This is a genomic window from Pedobacter sp. AJM, assembly GCF_002197755.1.
Taxonomy (GTDB): domain Bacteria; phylum Bacteroidota; class Bacteroidia; order Sphingobacteriales; family Sphingobacteriaceae; genus Pedobacter.
In genome coordinates, this window is record NZ_NHOT01000010.1 from 193,099 (window position 1) to 212,892 (window position 19,794).

Annotated in this window: 18 protein-coding genes; 16 read left to right on the plus strand and 2 right to left on the minus strand. The window is 38.7% G+C overall.

Features of this window, described 5'->3' with window-relative positions; all coding sequences use genetic code 11:
- Positions 1-4: 4 nt before the first annotated feature.
- From CBW18_RS17060 to CBW18_RS17135, 16 genes are all read left to right on the plus strand, one after another.
- Positions 5-1,522, plus strand: coding sequence for a RagB/SusD family nutrient uptake outer membrane protein (locus tag CBW18_RS17060; RefSeq protein ID WP_088302535.1), 1,518 nt, complete (start codon positions 5-7; stop codon positions 1,520-1,522).
- 25 nt (positions 1,523-1,547) lie between these two features.
- Positions 1,548-2,237, plus strand: coding sequence for a hypothetical protein (locus CBW18_RS17065; RefSeq protein WP_140418703.1), 690 nt, complete (start codon positions 1,548-1,550; stop codon positions 2,235-2,237).
- An 18-nt stretch (positions 2,238-2,255) separates the two neighbouring features.
- Positions 2,256-3,239, plus strand: a complete 984-nt coding sequence (locus CBW18_RS17070) for a DUF5007 domain-containing protein (protein ID WP_088302537.1) — start codon at positions 2,256-2,258, stop codon at positions 3,237-3,239.
- Positions 3,240-3,504: 265 nt separating this feature from the next.
- Entirely contained in the window at positions 3,505-4,047 is a 543-nt protein-coding gene (locus CBW18_RS17075) for a hypothetical protein (protein WP_088302538.1), read from the plus strand.
- A 349-nt stretch (positions 4,048-4,396) separates the two neighbouring features.
- Positions 4,397-5,098, plus strand: coding sequence for an N-acetyltransferase (locus tag CBW18_RS17080; protein ID WP_088302539.1), 702 nt, complete (start codon positions 4,397-4,399; stop codon positions 5,096-5,098).
- The gene (gene argG, locus CBW18_RS17085) at positions 5,098-6,288 is read left to right on the plus strand and encodes an argininosuccinate synthase (protein ID WP_088302540.1); all 1,191 of its coding nucleotides are present in this window, start codon (positions 5,098-5,100) and stop codon (positions 6,286-6,288) included. Before CBW18_RS17080 ends, argG begins: the two co-directional genes overlap by 1 nt.
- 86 nt (positions 6,289-6,374) lie before the next feature.
- Positions 6,375-7,376 carry an N-acetyl-gamma-glutamyl-phosphate reductase gene (gene argC, locus CBW18_RS17090; protein ID WP_088302541.1) on the plus strand — a complete coding sequence of 334 codons (1,002 nt, stop codon included), beginning with the start codon at positions 6,375-6,377 and terminating at the stop codon, positions 7,374-7,376.
- A gap of 31 nt (positions 7,377-7,407) precedes the next feature.
- On the plus strand, positions 7,408-7,776 hold the full coding sequence (locus tag CBW18_RS17095) for a four helix bundle protein (RefSeq protein WP_088302542.1): 369 nt from the start codon (positions 7,408-7,410) through the stop codon (positions 7,774-7,776).
- A 29-nt stretch (positions 7,777-7,805) separates the two neighbouring features.
- The gene (locus tag CBW18_RS17100) at positions 7,806-8,942 is read left to right on the plus strand and encodes an aspartate aminotransferase family protein (RefSeq protein WP_088302543.1); all 1,137 of its coding nucleotides are present in this window, start codon (positions 7,806-7,808) and stop codon (positions 8,940-8,942) included.
- A 94-nt stretch (positions 8,943-9,036) separates the two neighbouring features.
- On the plus strand, positions 9,037-10,011 hold the full coding sequence (locus tag CBW18_RS17105) for an acetylornithine carbamoyltransferase (RefSeq protein ID WP_088302544.1): 975 nt from the start codon (positions 9,037-9,039) through the stop codon (positions 10,009-10,011).
- An 82-nt stretch (positions 10,012-10,093) separates the two neighbouring features.
- A complete protein-coding gene (locus CBW18_RS17110) occupies positions 10,094-10,423 on the plus strand; it encodes a DUF1016 N-terminal domain-containing protein (RefSeq protein ID WP_088302545.1) in 330 nt (109 codons plus the stop codon).
- 215 nt (positions 10,424-10,638) lie between these two features.
- Positions 10,639-11,433, plus strand: a complete 795-nt coding sequence (gene argB, locus CBW18_RS17115) for an acetylglutamate kinase (RefSeq protein ID WP_088302604.1) — start codon at positions 10,639-10,641, stop codon at positions 11,431-11,433.
- Positions 11,434-11,665: 232 nt separating this feature from the next.
- Positions 11,666-12,478, plus strand: coding sequence for a pyrroline-5-carboxylate reductase (proC, locus tag CBW18_RS17120; protein WP_088302546.1), 813 nt, complete (start codon positions 11,666-11,668; stop codon positions 12,476-12,478).
- Positions 12,479-12,571: 93 nt separating this feature from the next.
- A complete protein-coding gene (locus tag CBW18_RS17125; protein ID WP_088302547.1) occupies positions 12,572-13,639 on the plus strand; it encodes a M20 family metallo-hydrolase in 1,068 nt (355 codons plus the stop codon).
- 205 nt (positions 13,640-13,844) lie between these two features.
- Positions 13,845-15,176, plus strand: coding sequence for an argininosuccinate lyase (argH, locus tag CBW18_RS17130; protein WP_088302548.1), 1,332 nt, complete (start codon positions 13,845-13,847; stop codon positions 15,174-15,176).
- 1 nt (position 15,177) lies between these two features.
- Complete coding sequence (locus CBW18_RS17135; RefSeq protein WP_088302549.1) at positions 15,178-16,431, plus strand: pyridoxal phosphate-dependent aminotransferase; 1,254 nt, start codon at positions 15,178-15,180, stop codon at positions 16,429-16,431.
- A 154-nt stretch (positions 16,432-16,585) separates the two neighbouring features.
- Here the strand turns inward: CBW18_RS17135 and CBW18_RS17140 are convergent, their stop codons facing one another.
- The gene (locus CBW18_RS17140; RefSeq protein ID WP_088302550.1) at positions 16,586-18,010 is read right to left on the minus strand and encodes an RtcB family protein; all 1,425 of its coding nucleotides are present in this window, start codon (positions 18,008-18,010) and stop codon (positions 16,586-16,588) included.
- Between the two features lie 62 nt (positions 18,011-18,072).
- Complete coding sequence (locus CBW18_RS17145; protein ID WP_088302551.1) at positions 18,073-19,170, minus strand: slipin family protein; 1,098 nt, start codon at positions 19,168-19,170, stop codon at positions 18,073-18,075.
- Between the last annotated feature and the right edge of the window lie 624 nt (positions 19,171-19,794).

Here is a 19,794-nt window from a genome sequence, read left to right on the forward strand (position 1 = left end):
TCACATGAAAAATTTACGTACAAAACTTAGCATATTATGTGCTCTAACCTTGATCTTGAGTACCAGTGCCTGTAAAAAATTCCTTTATGAAGAACCAAAAGATGCACCATATGAGCAAACTTTCTGGAAAACTTCTAAAGATGTAAGGAGTGCCATGGCGGGTAATTACGCATTGTTCCGTGGTGCAATTACGAATAAAAATAACCGCTATTACATGTATGGAGATGCAATTGCTAAAAATTATTTTACCATTCAGTATAGTGGGGATGGGCTTGAGGGGATACAAACCGGCGATTTTACCTTTCAGTATAACCTAAACTCATTAGCCAATTACACGCTTTACTATAAAAGTATAGCGATGTCGAACACCATATTGTTAAAAGTAGCGGCGATGACCGACGCCCAATTATCGGCGGAAAATGATGCTGTTGCATTTAGAAATAACACTTTAGGCCAGGCTTATTTTTTAAGGGCATTAAGTTATTTTATGATGGTAAGGGTTTGGGGCGATCTGCCAATTGTTACCGAAGCATACGAAGATCCACTTAATGCACCTCAACTTCCCAGAAAGCCAAAGGCAGAGGTAATGAAACTCATTGAAGATGATTGTCATAAAGCCATTAATTTGCTGACCTGGACTTATGAAAACAGTGGCGATGCGAAAGTTACAGCTAACAAAGGAGCTGCATATGCACTTTTAGCCCATTTGTATTTATGGCGGGCCACCATGTCCAATGTTAGTTCAGACACGCCCAACCTGGTTGATGTAAATAGCGCAGATACTACGATTAACACACTAATCAATCGTGGTGGCTATACTTTAACTGATACGGCCAATTATAAGAATACTTTTATAGGTCGTTCTTCAGAAGGTATTTTTGAAATCAATATAAGCGAGAATACGTTGGAAGGTTCTAATAGTTCAATAGGTGGGGGCTTTTTAAACGAAAGCTATGTAAAAGGAAACGGTAATAATCCAAGGTACTTTGTGGTGCCCAGGTATCTGAAAGATCATTTTTCTACAACTACTGATATCAGATACACCAAAGGCTTTGATGTAACCCTGCCGGATAAGCCCGTGTGTCTGAAATATTCCAATGTGACATACAGAAATCCGGGGCAAAAGTTAAATCCATATTTAAGCAATAACATCATAATCTTCAGGTTAGGTGATATGAGATTGCTAAAAGCTGAAATCGCACTGTATAAGGGAGATGCCGCCACGGCTACTTCAATTATCAATACATTCAGAAGAAGGAATGATCCCAATCCTGTGTTGGTAGATAACGGCTTGTCTGTAAGCGATGTCATGGATGAATACATTATCGAACGCGGACGGGAAATGTATCTCGAAGGACACCTGTTTTATGATTTGCTACGCACCAGAAGGTATGGGTTCATCGTAGACTGGCTACCGGAAGACAGATTTAAAAAAGAAGGTTTTTACTGGCCTGTAGATCCCGCTTTGTTTAGGAACAATCCATTCTTAAAGCAAACTACATATTGGTTGGGTAAGGTGTAAATAATTAATTTTTATATTAAAAATCATGAAAAATACTATTTTAATATATATGTCGATTGTTTTACTGGCCATGTCGGCATGTAAAAAAGACGACTATAAACGAGATGGGGGGCAGAGTAGTCCTTTTGTTGATATGACCACTTATGACTACCTAAAATCCAATCGCAATTTTGATTCATTAGTGAAAGTGATTGATAAGGCGGGTTTGAAAGATGCTGTAAATGGCGATGCTACCTTCTTTGCTACCACAAATTATGGAATAGCAGATTATGTAAAAGCGAAAAAATATCAAAAGAGTCTTCAACTCGGTAAAGAAAATTTTGATTTCGGAATCAAAGATATTCCGGCTCAGGAACTTAGTGATTCATTAAAAACTTACCTGTTTGCAGGTAAAATAAACAGGGATCAGATTAGCCTTGCCGGGAAGCTGTACAATAGCTTATTAGGTGCCATTCCAAATGTCCAATATTTAATTAAGTTTAGACGATCTACTTTGGAATATACCCAGTATTTGAATTATATAGATTATGTTACCTATACCAAAGTGATAGGTACGCGCGATGATACGGAACCTGATCTGAATGCTATACCGGATAACCAAAAAGACAAAGCGGTAGACGTACAGACCTCCGGTATTATCACAAAAACAGGAATTGTTCATGTTTTAAACGGAAATCATAGGTTGTTTTTTAATGGACAATCGTTAGGGAATTAAACCATAAAATATTCAATCATGAAAATTAAATATATTTTAGGCATACTGTTTTTACTGAGTATTTATTCCTGCTCAAAAATTGAGAAAGGTTTTCAAAGTAATGCCATTCGCTATAAAGACAACGATATTTATGCTAAACGAGGCCTGATACTTTTTCAGTCTGACAGGATTAATGCAGATGGCTCTACGCCGCCATTTACCTATAAAATGGTAAACCTCAGAAAAGAAGACGGTTCTCCTGCACCGGTAGAATTTTCTAAAGCCTATGAAATTCTGGTGTTTAAGGAGGGTACCAGTTTCGATGCAGAAAAGGATGTGACTGTTGATTTGTTGAACAAGAAAAGAGAAACGGTTAAAAGATTACCCATGTATTTCAACGAAAACAGCGGACAACTCACATTCAATAGGGCTTCAGCAAATTTACCATTGGGCAAGTATGTTTTTGATGTTGAAATGACAAACGTTACCGGAACAAAGCTTTTTCCAAAATTGGCAACGATAAATGTTGTAGACCCTGAAGGCGATGATTTATTTGTGGTTACGGATAATGTTTCGAATGCATTTCACGATGTTACAGGTGTGGCAACGCCTATGAAAAATCCCATTATTACCTGTACTAAAATCTCTAATAATGGTGCAAGGGCGATATTAAAAATGGTTGATAAAAATGGAAAGGTTTTTAACCCTAAGGCAGGCGAAATCATACAAAGAGGAGATCGGCCTATTTTTGAAAATTATGCAAAGTTTAATCCGGTTATAAAGACTGATACAGCCATGATTTGTGATTTTGAGGTAGCGCCTTTCCCACTGACCAAATATGTTACGCCAACAACAGATTGGGGCTTTTTAATGTATTACAGGATCCCAAGTAACTTTGTCACCGTTGATGGTTTTCCTGCATCTCTCGGAACATTCTCTGTAAATCCCCGGTGGTCATGGCAATTAAAGCTTGAAGGAACATATGTAATACAGGTGAAATTTCCTGATGTAACAAAAAAATAGTATGTAAATTCAATTAAACGGAAAGGCAATTTCATATGGAATTGCCTTTCTGTATGAGTGGGGTTTCTAATTAATATGAGTGGGGTTTCTAATTAAATAACCGTAAAAATAAATTTAGTGAAATTAAATATTGAGGCAGTTTATTGCTCGCTTCTTTCAAAAACAAAATAAATGATTAGTTGTTCAACTGAGGTTTACTTAACTATTTAGTAATCTTAATATTAAATGTCAATTATAATTTTGTTTAACCACTAAATTTATTAAAATGATTAAAAACAGCTCAAAATTAATCTGCATCTGCTTAGGTACACTGGTGATGGCTTCATGTGGAAGTTCTCAAAAGGACAAACCTGCTGATACCACCATTACCAAGACAGAAACGGTTGTAACTGTACCGGAGAAGCAAGAAAATGCACCGGCAGGCAGTAGCTTTAGTATCACACCTGATAGTGCTGTTTTAGGCAAAAGCAAGGAAGCATTGGTTAAGGTAACTGAAGCAACTGCAGTAGAATTGCAGGATGCGGATGGTAAATCTACAGGTGCTGAACTTACTGTTAAACTGCAGGTTACCAATAAAAGTACCCTCGATGCTAAGAAATATTTCTCTGTTTCTGCCGCTGATGCCAGACTTGAATTGGATAATGGTACAGCGGTTCCCGGAAATAAAGAGAGCGGTAATACCGAGCCTGAGCCGGAGGCTTCATCAGAAGCCGTATGGAAATTTAGCTTGCCTGCAGGCACCTCACCTAAAAAGCTAAATTTTTTCGTAGATGGAACAAGAGTTTCAGTCGGATTAACAAAAAAATAAAATTAAGGCCCCAACTCAGGGGCTTTAATTTTTACAATTATTGTAAAAAATTCAAAAAATATTGTGTAACTCGATTATTATTTAAACCTTTGCACCTCAATAGAGTTATAGCCGTTTTAATACGCCTGAAATGATTAAACAATTTTTACATAAACTTTCTGCTTTCTCCGCGCAACTGGCGTTTGGAAAGAGTTTGTTTATTAATCGTTTTCAGCCTGTATTTTATTATCCCACAAGCCGGCAAAATTTCACGCCACGTATTTAGTACCTCCACTAAACGTTATGAGGAATTGATCCTCTCTAAAAACCCAATTAACAAGAATACTTATAATTTTTCGTTAGAAAACGAATGGATATTAACGAATTTATAGTGCAGGTTGCACTTCCTGAACATCGTGTATTTGCAGAAGAAATTGTAACTGAGATGGCTGAGTCTGCAAAAGCACGTGGCACCGGTATCGCCAAGCGTTCTCCAGACTATGTTGCTGGTAAAATGATCGAAGGCAAGGCCGTGATTGCTTTTCATAAAGATGGTACATGGGCCGGCTTTTGCTATATAGAAACGTGGAGCCATGGTCAGTTTGTGGCAAACTCCGGGTTAATTGTTTCTCCTAAATTCAGGAAGGCAGGTTTAGCGCACGCCATTAAGGAAAAGGTTTTTGACCTTTCCAGAAGTTTGTATCCCAAAGCAAAAATTTTCGGGTTAACCACTGGTTTGGCCGTAATGAAAATTAATTCCGACCTGGGTTACGAACCGGTTACCTATTCTGAGTTAACACAGGATGAGGAATTCTGGAAAGGCTGTCAGAGTTGCGTGAACTTTGAGATCCTGAAAATGAAGGAACGTAAAAACTGCATGTGCACGGCCATGTTATATGATCCTGCTACGCAGAAACATGATGCGGCCAAAAGATTTGCAGAAGAATTACAAAAGAAACCTAAATTATATGAGCGCTTCATGCGCATCAAGCAACGTTTAGTTGTAAAACCGAAACCCAAATCCGGGTTCAAGGCCTTGATGTTTTTATTTACCCTATTATTTCATAAATAATGAAAAAGAAAGTTGTTTTAGCTTTTAGCGGAGGTCTTGATACCTCATTTTGTTGTATTTATTTAGCACAGGATCGTGGCTTGGAAGTTCATTCAGTTATTGTAAATACCGGTGGTTTTTCTGAGGAAGAATTGCAGGAGATTGAGAAAAGAGCTTATGCTTTAGGTGTTGCTTCACATGCCGTAGTAGATGAAACAGAAAGTTATTACAACGACTGCATTAAATACCTGATTTTTGGTAATGTATTGAAAAATGCAACTTACCCGCTTTCCGTAAGTGCAGAACGTGTAAGTCAGGCTACGGCAATTGCCAACTATGTTAAAAAAGTGGGTGCAGATTATGTGGCGCACGGAAGTACTGGTGCAGGTAATGACCAGGTACGTTTTGATATGATTTTTAATATCCTGATCCCTGGAGTTGAAATCATTACACCTATTAGAGATTTAAAATTATCCCGTGAAGCGGAAATAGAATATTTAGCAGAACATGGTGTGGAATACAGTGCAGAAAAAGCCAGATATTCCATTAATAAAGGTTTATGGGGCACTTCAGTAGGTGGGAAGGAAACTTTAACCTCTCACGAAACTTTACCCGAAAGTGCCTGGCCAACGCAGGTTTCGGAAACGGAAGCACGCAAAATTGAATTAACTTTCGAAAAAGGTGAACTGGTTGCCATTGATGGTGAAACATTGGCACCTGTAAGCGCGATTCAAAAATTACAGGCCATTGCTCAACCCTTTGGAATTGGTCGCGATATACATGTTGGCGATACCATCATCGGGATTAAAGGTCGTGTGGGTTTCGAAGCTGCGGCACCAGTATTAATTATTAAAGCTCACCACACTTTAGAAAAACACACTTTAACCAAATGGCAGTTAAGCTGGAAAGAGCAATTGTCATCTTTTTACGGCAATTGGTTACATGAAGGTCAGTTCCACGATCCAATCATGCGGAATATTGAAGCTTTCTTAACCGATACGCAAAAGGTAGTAAGCGGCAAGGTATTTTTGGAGTTGTTGCCTTACCGTTTCCAGATTATTGGTATCGAATCGAACCACGATTTAATGAGCAATAAATTTGGTAGCTACGGCGAAATGAACAATGCCTGGAGCGGAGAAGATGTGAAAGGCTTCTCTAAAATCTTTGGTAACCAGGTCATGATCTGGCATAAAGTTAATAACGAGGCGTAGCCTCAAAGGCGCAAGGCAGAGGGTTTAAGGCTACATTAGCATTTAAACCTTAAACCTTAGGCCTCAAACCCTAAACCTTTTTAAATATGAAAATAAAAGCAGGAATAATTGGCGGTGCGGGTTACACTGGTGGTGAAATGCTTCGTATTCTGGTTAACCACCCAAATGTTGAGATTGCTTTCGTCAATAGTACCAGCAATGCCGGAAACCTAGTTTCTGATGTACACACTGATTTAATCGGAGATACAGATCTAAAATTTGTAAGTGATATTCCACAAGATATTGACGTATTGTTTTTATGTGTTGGCCATGGTGATGCAAAAAAGTTTTTAGCAGCCAATCCAATCAAGGAAAGTATTAAAATCATTGATTTATCTCAGGATTTCAGATTAACTGCAAATGCCATTTTTTCGAATCCAGACTCCGGACTCCCGACTAAAGACTTCACATACGGTTTACCCGAACTTAATCGCGAAGCAATAAAATCTGCCAAAAACATTGCAAATCCTGGCTGTTTTGCCACTTGTATCCAGTTAGGTTTATTACCTCTGGCTGCAAAAGGTTTAATCAATAGTGAAGTTCATATCAATGCGACTACCGGTTCAACAGGCGCTGGTCAAGGCTTAAATGCTACTTCACACTTTAGCTGGAGAAATAATAATTTATCTATCTACAAAGCTTTTGAGCATCAACACCTGAATGAGATTGGTGAAAGTTTGTTGCAGTTGCAGCCATCACTAACAGATCTTTTGAGTTTTATTCCGCAGCGTGGTGCATTTACCAGAGGTATTTTAGCTTCCATGTATCTGGAAAGTGATTTAACTTTGGAAGAAGCACAAAGCATTTTTGAAGAATATTACAGTAGCCATCCTTTCACGCATGTAAGCCGGCGAAATATCGATTTAAAACAGGTGGTCAATACCAATAAAGCGCTGGTTCACGTAGAGAAACACGGCGATAAATTATTTATCATCAGCATTATTGATAACCTCTTAAAAGGTGCCAGCGGACAAGCGGTTCAGAATATGAACCTAATGTTCGGACTGGAAGAAACAGCAGGGCTTAAATTGAAAGCGGCCTATTTTTAGTGATACGTTATAAGTTTTAAGTAATAAGTGTATGCAAAATTTTAAAGATTTAAAAGTATGGGATAAAGCCCACCAGCTTACACTTAGTATTTATAAGATTAGTGCGAGCTTCCCAAAAGAAGAAGTGTATAGTCTTACCAATCAACTCCGGCGGGCATCGGCATCAATACCAGCTAATATTGCCGAAGGCTGTGGGAAAAATTCACAGGCAGATTTGGCAAATTTTTTAAATATTTCTTTAGGTTCAGCAAATGAGACTGAATACTTTTTGATTTTATCTAAAGATTTAGACTACCTAGCTGAAGAACAATTTACAATTTTATCAAATAGTATTAATGAAGTTAAGGCAATGCTTATCAGTTTAATTTTGAAAGTTAGAACTAAGCGCCAAAACCTATAACTTAAAACGTACAACTCATAACTCAAACAATGAACTTATTCGACGTTTATCCTCTTAACGATATAGAAATTACCAAAGCAGCCGGCAGCAATGTTTGGGATGCTAATGAACAAAAATATTTAGATCTATATGGTGGCCATGCCGTGATTTCCATTGGTCACACCCATCCGCATTATGTTAATCGCTTAACTGAGCAGTTAAACAAAGTTGGTTTTTACTCCAATTCAGTTAAAATTCCTTTACAGGTACAGCTGGCAGAAAAATTGGGCCAGGTTTCTGGTAAGAAAGATTACCAATTGTTTTTGGTGAATTCAGGAGCAGAAGCCAACGAAAATGCGCTAAAATTAGCCTCATTTTACAACGGCAGAAAGAAAGTGATTGCTTTCACCGGTGCTTTCCACGGACGTACATCATTGGCCGTATCGGTAACTGATAATCCGAAAATTGTTGCGCCGGTTAACCAGACGGAAAACGTAATCTTTTTACCTTTTAATAACGAGGTTGCTTTAGAAGAAACTTTCAAAGCGCAAGGCAATGAAATTTCGGCCGTAATTATTGAAGGTATTCAGGGTGTAGGTGGAATTAAGGAAGCTTCAAAAAGTTTCTTGCAGAAAATCCGTACGCTTTGTGATAAATACAATTCGGTTTACATTGCCGATTCCGTTCAGTGTGGTTATGGCAGAACTGGTTTATTTTATTCACACGATTATGCCGGGGTTGAAGCCGATGTTTACACCATGGCCAAAGGAATGGGGAATGGATTTCCGGTAGCAGGAATTTCAATTGCCGCTAAGTTTAAACCATGGCATGGAGAATTAGGTACCACTTTTGGTGGTAATCACCTGGCCTGTGCAGCAGCATTAGCCGTTTTAGAGGTGATGGAGCAAGATAACCTCATGAAAAACGCCGAAGAAATCGGAAATTACTTAATTACAGAATTAAAAAAAATTGAACAGGTAGTTGAAGTTCGCGGTCGTGGATTAATGATTGGTATTGAATTGCCAGCCGAGCTTGCCCATGTTAAAAAAGAGTTATTATTCACCCACTATATTTTTACCGGCGAAGCAAAGCCGAATGTAATTCGCTTATTGCCGGCTTTGAATTTAACCAAGGCACATGCTGATGAATTTTTGGAAGCGTTTGCTTTAGTTTTAAGTTCTAAGTAGTACGTTTTAAGTACACAGGACTCTATTTATAAATTATTTTGGATGAGGAATACGAAACTTATAACGTATAACTTACTACTTACAACGTTTTAAAATGAAACTTTTCACTTCCGTGCACGATGTTCCAAGCATCAAGCAGTTTGTAAATGATGCGCTTGCCTTAAAGGCAAATCCTTATGCGCATCAGGATTTAGGTAAAAACAAGACCCTGGGTTTGGTTTTCATGAACCCAAGTCTGCGCACCCGTTTAAGTACCCAAAAGGCTGCTTTAAATTTAGGGATGAATGTGATGGTGATGAATCTGGATAAAGAAGGCTGGGCTTTAGAAACACAGGACGGTGTGGTGATGAATGGCTCAACCGTGGAGCACATCCGCGAAGCTGCTGCCGTAATGGGTCAATATTGCGATATTCTAGGCTTGCGATCTTTCCCTAAACTAAATAATCGTGAAGAAGATTATAGCGAAGATTTCTTTAATAAATTCGTGAAATATTGTGGAGTTCCTGTGGTAAGTTTAGAAAGTGCTACACGCCATCCTCTACAGAGCTTTGCTGATATCATTACCATTCACGAGACCTGGACGAACAAACCTGATGGACGTAAACCAAAGGTCGTTTTAGCCTGGGCACCTCATGTAAAGGCCTTGCCACAGGCTGTGCCAAATTCTTTTGCTGAATGGATGTGTCAGGCACAGGAGGAAGGAATGATCGATTTTACCATTGCTCAACCTGAAGGTTATGAACTTTCAGCAGGTTTTACCAAAGGTGCCGATATTCAGTATAATATAGAGGCGGCATTGGCCGGAGCAGATTATGTATATGTAAAAAACTGGAGCAGCTATCAGGAATATGGTCAAGTATTAAATTATCCTGAAGGCTGGATGATGGACAATGAAAAGCTAAAATTCACCAATGATGCGAAAGTGATGCATTGTTTACCTGTTCGCAGAGATTTGGAATTATCATCTGAAATCTTAGATGGACCAAATTCATTAGTCATTCACGAAGCTGGTAACCGTTTATGGGCCGCACAAGCTGTAATTAAATCGATGCTGGAAGAATTGAAATAATCTGTTACGATTTGAAGGCCTATAACCTGCAACTTATCAGGAAGACAGCTTACGATCATAAAAATTATAATTATTTTTATACATGACTAAGCCAATTACAAGTACTTTATCCGATTTCCATCAGGTGATTATCATGATCAACGATGCACGGAACAGGGCCTACAGTAAGGCAAACGCCGAGTTGGTAATGTTGTATTTTAATATTGGAAAAATTGTTTCTGAAAAAGTATTGGCTGGAAATTGGGGTGATGGAATAGTAAATGATCTGGCAGATTATATCGCTGAAAAGCAACCACTTTTAAAGGGATTTAACCGCCGCGGACTTTATAGAATGAAACAATTTTATGATGTTTATAGCGATGAGCAAATTGTTTCGACACTGTTGACAAATTGCAAGCTGATCACAACTTAGAAGTGTCACCAGTGGTGACACAATTAGAAAGCAGTATTTTTACTTTTTGCAAAAGGATATTATCAAAAATAAACTGGACACATCATCTGTTAATACTGTCAAAAACAAAAGGCATTGAAGAGAGCCAGCACTCATTGCCGATTATGAAACCAAGTTGATTGATGAAAAACTGCTTGCAGAAAAATTGCATCAACTTTCTGAAATTTTTTATAGAAATGAACAATAAGCAACTGACCATCATTAAAATTGGTGGAAACGTCATCGATCACTCCGCAAACTTACATCAGTTTTTGCTGGATTTTACCGCTTTGCCAGGCGATAAAATCCTGGTTCATGGTGGTGGCAAAATCGCAACAGAACTGGGCGAAAGTTTAGGCATCGAAGCGAAAATGGTGGATGGTCGCCGGATTACCGATATTGAAACCTTGCGAATTGTTACCATGGTCTATGCAGGATTAATTAATAAAAATATGGTTGCCCAGTTGCAGGCCAAGGGTAGCAATGCCATTGGTTTAACCGGTGCGGATGGAAATATCATTCAAGCAAAAAAACGTCCTGTGAAAGAGATCGATTATGGTTTTGTAGGTGATTTGGATGAAAAATCTGTCTCTGCCGAAACCTTAAGTAAATTATTGCAAGCCGGATTGGTTCCTGTTTTATGTGCCATTACACATGATGGAGAAACCCAACTGTTAAATACCAATGCCGATACCATTGCATCATCGGTTGCGGTAGCCATGTCGGCTTTATACGAAACGCGTTTGGTATATTGCTTCGAGAAAAAAGGTGTATTGAAAGATGTAAATGATGATGATTCTGTAGTTAGAGAAATCAAAGCAGATGAATTTGAAGGACTTAAAGCTGATGGAACTGTGCAGGGCGGAATGATTCCAAAATTGCACAATGCTTTCGAGGCCATTAAAAAAGGTGTTTCTGCCGTTTATATTGGTAAAGCCGATGAATTAGCAGAACTGGCTGATGGAACGTTTGGCACCAAAATGCTGAAGTAAAGGTAGAGAAGAAAGGCTGAAGGTTTTGGGATTAGAAAGGAAAAGAAACCGATGAATTCTGCTTTTGCCATTTAAACCTGATAGTAGTGGAAAGCTCCCGGTTTTTCATCGGGACTTGTAACGAATAGCAGGACTGAACATCAATAGAATTGCTGAAATTGCTTTTCAAAAAATATATAAATCTGTGTAATCAAATCATCTGTGTAATCAACCCGCAGGAAAATTAGGAATCATGACAAAAAAAATAGCCATCATTGGTAGCGGAAATATAGGTTTATCTTTAGCTAAAGGTTTGGTAAAGGCCGACTTTGCTCAAGCGGGCGATATTACACTTACCCGTAGAAATATTGATCATTTAAAATCTTTCGCCGAAGCTGGATTTGTAGTGAGCAATAATAATAAAGAGGCTGTTTCCAAAGCTAATGTTGTCATCCTCGCCGTTTTGCCGCAACAGTTAAACACCGTTTTAGATGAAATCAATGCGGCGATAGATTCGGCTAAACATTTGGTTATTTCTGTAATTTCCGGTGTCAGCTGTGCTGCGGTTCGAGCGAAACTGGGTGAGGATGTAGAAGTGATTCGTGTAATGCCAAACACGGCAATTGCCATCGGACAATCGATGACTTGCATGGCCAGTGATAATGCCTCGGCTGAAAATATTTCGGATGTGACCAAAATGTTTGAAACCGTAGGCTCGGTAGTTAAAATAAACGAAGATTTAATGACTTCTGCTACCGCACTTTGTGCCTGTGGGATTGCATTTTTTTTAAGGGCGATCCGGGCAGCATCGCAGGGCGGCGTAGAAATTGGTTTCCATGCCGATGAAGCACTTAAAATGGCTGTTCAAACGGCAAAAGGAGCGGCCGATTTACTTTTATTGCATGGTACACACCCGGAATCAGAAATAGATAAAGTAACTTCGCCGAAAGGTTGTACCATTGCCGGTTTAAACGAAATGGAACACAATGGTTTTAGCTCATCATTAATAAAGGGAATTAAACTTTCGGCCTTAAAAGCCGGGAATTTATATACCAAGGAAAGCTAAAAGCAGAAAGACTAAAGCTGAAAGCAAAATAAAAAGTATCATGCATGTTAAGATGAAAATTGTCTTGATACCTGATACTCATTACTTGATACTATGTCATTAGAAAATATACAAAAGGAAAGTCTGGATTTATTGCGTCAATTGATTCGTATCCAGTCTTTTAGTAAAGAAGAAGATAGAACGGCTAATTTAATTGCGCAGTTTTTGGATGAGCGGGGCATTAAAACCCACCGCAAAATGAATAATGTTTGGGCATATAACAAACATTTTGATGCGAAGAAACCAACACTGTTGCTCAATTCCCATCATGATACGGTAAAGCCAAATTCTGGTTATACCCGTGATCCTTACGATGCAGCCATTGAAGGAGATAAATTATTCGGCTTGGGCAGTAATGATGCTGGTGGTTGCCTGGTTTCCTTAATCGGTACGTTTTTATATTACTATGAACAGGAAAATTTAAAATATAACATCTGTTTGGCCGCAACGGCGGAAGAAGAAATTTCCGGTAATAACGGATTAGAATTGGTTCTGCCTGATTTAGGTGAATTGGAATTCGGAATTGTGGGTGAACCGACAGAAATGAATTTAGCCATTGCTGAACGTGGATTATTAGTATTGGATTGTGTTTCTCATGGCAAAGCAGGTCATGCGGCACGTGAAGAAGGCGAAAATGCCATTTACAAAGCATTGGCAGCTATCGAATGGTTCAGGAATTATCAGTTCCCGAAAGTCTCTGAGGTTTTTGGTCCGCTGAAAATGTCGGTTACGATTATCAATGCGGGTTCGCAGCATAATGTGGTTCCGGCAAATTGTACTTTTACAGTAGATGTCCGGGTGACTGATGCATATACCAACGAAGAAGTTTTAGAAATTATCCGGGCCAATGTAGATTGTGATGTTACACCACGATCTATCCGTTTAAAGCCATCATCAATCGATAAAAACCATCCTGTAGTTCAGGCTGGTGTGGCATTGGGTAAAACTACTTATGGTTCGCCAACAACATCCGATCAGGCTTTATTAGATATTCCATCTGTAAAATGCGGACCAGGTTTTTCTGGCCGCTCGCACATGGCTGATGAGTTTTTGTATGTGAGGGAAGTAGCAGAAGGTGTGGAAGGATATGTGAATATGTTAAAACCGGTTATTGAAGGTTGAGGGTTTAAGGCGTAAGGTTCAGATGCGAAACTTAAATGCCCCTTTATCTTTTAAAAGATTTAAAAACCTTTGTGCTTAGTGTCTTTGTGGTAAAAATAGCCTTGTGTTCTCTGAAAAACTTCATGAACTCTGTGCTAAAATTATAAAATAGCTTGGCGCACTTTGCGAAAAAACTTAGTGCCCTTTGCGGTTAAATAGATTTAAAATGAAAATCTGGCAAAAAAATACAGACGTAAATAAATTTGTAGAAACCTTTACGGTTGGAAAAGACCGTGAACTGGATCTACAAATGGCAAAATTTGATGTGTTGGGCTCTCTGGCCCATACGCAAATGTTGGAAACCATTAACCTGCTTACTGCTGATGAATTAAAAACCGTTCAGCAGGAATTGAAAAATATTTATGCTGAAATTGAGGCTGGAAATTTCACTATTGAAGATACCGTAGAGGATGTTCATTCGCAGGTAGAATGGTTGCTTACGCAGCGAATTGGTGAGGCAGGAAAGAAAATCCACAGCGGACGCTCACGTAATGATCAGGTTCTGGTTGATTTAAAGCTATTTTTCAGGGCTTGTATTGAAGATATGGTCAATCAGACATCAATCTTGTTTAACCAATTAATTGAATTAAGTAATGCACACCAAGATAAATTGATGCCAGGCTACACGCATTTGCAGATTGCCATGCCATCATCATTCGGACTATGGTTTGGTGCCTACGCGGAAAGCCTTGCCGATGATCTTGAACTGATGCTTGCTGCCTGGAAAATTACCAATAAAAATCCATTGGGTTCTGCCGCTGGTTATGGTTCGTCATTCCCATTAAACAGAACTTTAACGACTGAATTATTAGGATTCGAAAGTTTAAACTACAATGTGGTTTATGCGCAGATGGGGCGTGGAAAAACAGAAAGAATTTTGGCACAGGCCATGAGTTCCATTGCGGCTACTTTGGCCAAAATGGCAATGGATGTATGTTTATTCATCAACCAGAATTTCAGTTTCATTAGTTTTCCGGCAGAACTGACTACAGGTTCGAGTATTATGCCGCACAAGAAAAATCCGGATGTTTTTGAACTGATTCGTTCACGTTGCAATAAAATACAGGCTTTGCCCAATGAAATTGCCATGATGATCACCAATTTGCCATCAGGTTATCACCGAGATTTACAATTGCTGAAAGAAAATCTTTTTCCAGCCATTACTTCCCTGAATGAATGTTTGGAGATCGCTACATTTATGTTTCAAAACATCACCATCAAGGATGACATCTTAAAAGATAAAAAATACGATTATCTGTTTAGTGTAGAGGTGGTTAATGAACTGGCGTTGCAGGGGGTTCCATTCAGGGAAGCATATAAAATTGTAGGCGAACAGATTGAAAATGGTACCTTTGCACCATCAAGTGAGATCAAACATACACATGAAGGCAGTATTGGCAACCTTTGTAACGAGCAGATTACGGCAGCAATGCAGCAGGTTTTAGCTCAGTTTGGTTTTGAAAAAGTGAATAAAGCAATAGAAGATTTAATAGCATAATATGAAAGTTTCAGTATTAGCCAGTGCATTAATTGGCTCAGAAATTATAAAAATTGGCAATGAAGTTAACGAAATGAAACGCAAAGGCGCTTCAATCGCTAACTTAACCATCGGTGATTTCGATTCGAATATTTACCCGATACCAAGCGAATTGAAAGCCGGAATTGTAGATGCATACCATGCAAATCAAACTAACTATCCTCCTGCAGATGGCGTTTTACAATTACGCGAAACCGTTTCTGAATTACTGAAAGATAGATTCGGATTGGAATACAATACTAACAGTATTTTGGTTTCAGGCGGTTCCCGTCCGTTAATTTATGCAACTTATTTAGCCTTAATCGATCCGGGAGATACCGTTGTTTTTCCGGCACCCTCCTGGAATAACAATCACTATTGCCACTTAACTTCGGCTAAAACTATTGCTGTAGAAACTGATGCTGCGCATAATTTTATGCCAACAGCTGCACAATTAAAACCGCATTTAAAAGGAGCAACTTTATTGGCTTTATGTTCCCCTTTGAACCCGACTGGAACGATGTTCGATGGTGATTCTTTAGCTGAAATCTGTGATGTTATTTTGGAAGAAAATGCAAGTCGCGGAGCTGATGAAAAGCCATTGTATTTAATGTACGATCAGATTTATTCCCTTTTAACTTTTGGCAAAGCCCATGTAAATCCGGTTTCTTTACGTCCGGCGATGCGTGAGTTTACGGTATTTGTGGATGGCAGTTCTAAGTGTTTAGCTGCAACCGGCGTGCGTGTAGGCTGGGGTTTTGGTCCGGAAGATATTATCAACAGGATGAAAGCATTGGTTGGGCACATGGGTGCCTGGGCACCTAAGGCTGAGCAGGTGGCTATGTCAAATTACTTTAATAATAAAGTACAGGTTGATACTTTCTTAACCAGTTTTAAGAGCCAGATTCAGGATAGTTTGAATGCGCTTTATAATGGCTTTAACGAATTAAAGAATGAAGGCTTTAATGTGGAGGCTGTAGAGCCAATGGGTGCCATTTATTTAACCATTAAAATCGACTATATCGGAAAAACCACTGAAGATGGTCAGGTTTTAAAAGACAGTGCAGATGTGAATTTCTACCTGATCAAAGAAGCTGGCGCAGCTTTGGTTCCTTTTTCTGCCTTCGGAAATGCAGATAGTATGCCTTGGTTCAGGGCTTCAGTTGGTGCTTGTACTTTGCAGGATATTAAAGATATGTTGCCAAGGATTAAAGCGGCATTGAGTAAATTGAAATAAGATTATAAATAGATAAAAAAACCTCTTCAATTAATTTTGAAGAGGTTTTTTATTGTCGTAAGACTTTTGTAAATAATAGTCAATGCTGAGGGACGAAGCAATAACGATTTGACTGAAGACTAAGGACTTTGGACTAAAGACTCAACACTCCACGCTAATCCTCCCTGCTTCCATCATCAGCCATTCTCACCATTTTAGGCTCGAATTTAGCGATAACATCAACCAGTTCAGTTTGTGCTGCCATCACTTTGTCAATGTCTTTATAGGCCATTGGTGCCTCATCTAAACCTGCGCCGATTAAAGTGACATGATGGTCTTTCAAAATGGCCTTCATCTCCGATTTCGTAATCGATTGAATCGCTTTTGTTCGGCTCATTTGTCTACCTGCACCATGCGAAGCAGAATTGATGGCATTCACTTCACCTTTTCCCCTAACTAAAAATCCTGGTGCAGTCATACTTCCCGGGATGATCCCCATCACGCCTTTACCGGCAGGCGTTGCACCTTTTCGGTGAACAATTACTTCTTCGCCATCAAGCATTTCTTTCCAGGCAAAATTATGATGGTTTTCTACTTTGGCCAAAACTTTGGCACCAATGGCTTTAGTCAACCTTTTATGGATCACTTCATGACAGGCTGATGCATAATCGCCGGCTAAATTCATGGCAATCCAATATTCTTGTCCTTCGGAAGTGTTTAAGTCAAGGTAAGCCAGATTTACAGCCTCCTTGGGCAATTTACAGATCTCTTTAGCCAGTTTAGTATAATGACCAGCAATTGTTGCGCCAAGGCCTCGTGAACCTGAATGCGTTAATAAAGCCACATAACGGCCTTTATCAATGTTTAAAATTTCATCTCGTTCTGCGAAGTCAATGATCCCCCATTCCACAAAGTGATTTCCACCACCCGAAGTACCCAATTGTGCCCAGGCTTTTCCATGCAGGTTTTTCAGGAAAGGAATGCTGTTGAAAGCCCCGTTCTCTAAAACCTCATGATCTGCTTTTTCATTACCTTTAAAATTTTGACCGGCACCAAATTTGGTGAAGGCAATTAATTCGCGTTTGTACATGGCATCTTTACCGAAATAATGTTTTTCGGGAATATCAAAAATACTCAAAGCCATCCGGCACCCAATATCTACACCTACTCCATAAGGAATAATCGCATTTCTCGTAGCCAATACGCCACCGATGGGCAAACCATAACCTTGGTGGGCATCAGGCATTAATGCACCTGCAACCGTAACCGGTAATTTCATGGCAATATCCATTTGGTTTCTTGCGCCTTCTTCAATGTAATCAGGACCAAATACCGCGTAGGGTTTAACATGGTTTACCAGTTCGATGGTTTCATCTTTTGGCACATTGGCTTCCTCAATCACGGCTGTTGCCAAAATGTTCAATATTTCATCATCCAAAAAACTTTCCGGATAATCTTTTACTTTCTTAAATAAGGCCAATAATTCTTTTTCTTCAATATCCGCAAAATTTTCTTTCACGATAGCTAATGCTAAGCCTACTATTTTTCCTTCGGTATAACCTATTTCGATCAGGTTATTACCTGTGATGTTGCTGTTCATTTTTTTCTACATTAATCCCCGGCAGGCAACATTCACCTAACCGAGGGGTTTTTAAATTTAGTTTATTTCACGAAAATCTGTTTCAACTGATCTACAATTTGTCCGCTGCCAGATAAGCTGATGTTATTGATTTTCTCTGCGATTTTCTCTACGTATTCCATCTCTTTCAACTTATACAACATGCTATTGTCTTCCATTAATTTGGCAGTATTCAACAAACTTCTGGTCGAGGCCGTTTCTTCTCTTCGGGTAATGATATTGGCTTGTGCTCTTTTTTCGGCAACCAAAACCTGGTTCATAATCTCCTTCACATCACCTGGTAAAACAATGTCTTTAACACCACAGTTGGTCAATTTAACACCTAAGCTTTCAACCTTATCCAATGTGGTGGCCATTACCATTTCAGCAATTTTTTCCTTGCTTTCCATCAATTCGTCAAAAGTCATAAGGCCAATAGATTCTCTTAATGCCAGTTGCATGGTGATGTACAATTGTTTTTCGAATTCCTTGTTCTCCAATAACGCCCTGATGATATCATCAACTTTATACTGAATGCTGAAGTTTACCCTCAATTGTGCTTTATCTTTTGTTAAGATTTCTTGTCCAAGAATTTCCATGTTCAATTGTCTCATATCAGTTTTTAAAACATGAATTGTAGTGGCATTTTTCCAGTACAAATAGTTTCCTGCACCCACTATTTTTTCAAATTTTCCATCGATAAATAACAATCCTTTTTCGTATGATTCTACTTTGTTGGCCCTGATGTAATTTATTAATGGTGCTTTGTCCAATAAGTTTTTATCAATTGTTTCGTCAATATTAATGTTGCTGATGTTTACCTTAACAAAGTTGTATTCTGATAAACCTTTCCAGATGGCATGTTTACCTGCGGTTAATACACTTTTAAAATTGTTATTTCTGTAAACCAAAGCCAACTCATTATCAGCTACTTCAACAACATGCACTAAGTTTACAAAGTCATTGTTCATTAACAAAACTTCTAACTCTGCAATGGTGAAGCAATATTCCTTACCCATGTCGTATACGGTAATGTCTTCGCCAAAACCTAACCAGTAAGTTCCTGCAGTTAATACGTTTTTTAATTTTCCTTTTTTAAACACCAATCCAACATAATTGGTGTTAATGGTTACTCTTTTCATGTCTTTTGATGTTTAGATTTATAACTATTAATTTTTTGCGTTTTATTAAGCATTGTAAAAGCGCATTCATTTGTTTTTTGCGGAAGTAAAAAGAATCCTGATGTTTTTAAAAATAGAATTGAGCTTTGCAGTTACGCTATCTAAAGATTTCGTTTGCCGTTTCTTGCTGATTTTTAAATTAGTTCTTTCATCATTTTTACTTACAAAGCGAAAGACGAATTTGCTTTAAGATTGAAATTAATCCTTAAGCCAAATGCGGTTTTACAACGCTTATTCTGGTGGGCGTTTTGAAAAGTTGCCCTTCTTTTAGATGGAACCTAAATCCATTGCATTACCATTTTGCTATTCCAAGTGGTATTTGGAAGCAGGATTCGAACCTGCATGTTTGGTTGTTACGCTAACCCCTGAGCTATTCCGATTTCCCGGAAGTGGGATTCGAACCCACGACACACAACGTGTTTTAGACAATCTATCATAATTTCTATCAGAATATGCTGCGCAAAAGCGTGAATACTTTGGGGCTGTTTCGAAACCCGCAACTATGGATAGTCATTATTTAGTATTGCCATCCCTTTCGGGATATCTTATATATGATGATTAATATTTCTCAAAGAACTTTATCGA

Excerpts from the sequence above, each read along its gene's own strand:
- CBW18_RS17060 (WP_088302535.1), top strand. The coding sequence starts at position 5 with ATGAAAAATTTACGTACAAAACTTAGCATATTATGTGCTCTAACCTTG.
- CBW18_RS17075 (WP_088302538.1), top strand. The coding sequence starts at position 3,505 with ATGATTAAAAACAGCTCAAAATTAATCTGCATCTGCTTAGGTACACTG.
- argC (WP_088302541.1), top strand. The coding sequence starts at position 6,375 with ATGAAAATAAAAGCAGGAATAATTGGCGGTGCGGGTTACACTGGTGGT.
- CBW18_RS17135 (WP_088302549.1), top strand. The coding sequence starts at position 15,178 with ATGAAAGTTTCAGTATTAGCCAGTGCATTAATTGGCTCAGAAATTATA.
- argG (WP_088302540.1), top strand. The coding sequence starts at position 5,098 with ATGAAAAAGAAAGTTGTTTTAGCTTTTAGCGGAGGTCTTGATACCTCA.
- CBW18_RS17065 (WP_140418703.1), top strand. The coding sequence starts at position 1,548 with ATGAAAAATACTATTTTAATATATATGTCGATTGTTTTACTGGCCATG.
- CBW18_RS17070 (WP_088302537.1), top strand. The coding sequence starts at position 2,256 with ATGAAAATTAAATATATTTTAGGCATACTGTTTTTACTGAGTATTTAT.
- CBW18_RS17140 (WP_088302550.1), bottom strand. The coding sequence starts at position 18,010 with ATGAACAGCAACATCACAGGTAATAACCTGATCGAAATAGGTTATACC.
- CBW18_RS17105 (WP_088302544.1), top strand. The coding sequence starts at position 9,037 with ATGAAACTTTTCACTTCCGTGCACGATGTTCCAAGCATCAAGCAGTTT.
- proC (WP_088302546.1), top strand. The coding sequence starts at position 11,666 with ATGACAAAAAAAATAGCCATCATTGGTAGCGGAAATATAGGTTTATCT.
- argH (WP_088302548.1), top strand. The coding sequence starts at position 13,845 with ATGAAAATCTGGCAAAAAAATACAGACGTAAATAAATTTGTAGAAACC.
- CBW18_RS17095 (WP_088302542.1), top strand. The coding sequence starts at position 7,408 with ATGCAAAATTTTAAAGATTTAAAAGTATGGGATAAAGCCCACCAGCTT.
- CBW18_RS17110 (WP_088302545.1), top strand. The coding sequence starts at position 10,094 with ATGACTAAGCCAATTACAAGTACTTTATCCGATTTCCATCAGGTGATT.
- CBW18_RS17145 (WP_088302551.1), bottom strand. The coding sequence starts at position 19,170 with ATGAAAAGAGTAACCATTAACACCAATTATGTTGGATTGGTGTTTAAA.
- CBW18_RS17080 (WP_088302539.1), top strand. The coding sequence starts at position 4,397 with ATGGATATTAACGAATTTATAGTGCAGGTTGCACTTCCTGAACATCGT.
- CBW18_RS17125 (WP_088302547.1), top strand. The coding sequence starts at position 12,572 with ATGTCATTAGAAAATATACAAAAGGAAAGTCTGGATTTATTGCGTCAA.
- argB (WP_088302604.1), top strand. The coding sequence starts at position 10,639 with ATGAACAATAAGCAACTGACCATCATTAAAATTGGTGGAAACGTCATC.
- CBW18_RS17100 (WP_088302543.1), top strand. The coding sequence starts at position 7,806 with ATGAACTTATTCGACGTTTATCCTCTTAACGATATAGAAATTACCAAA.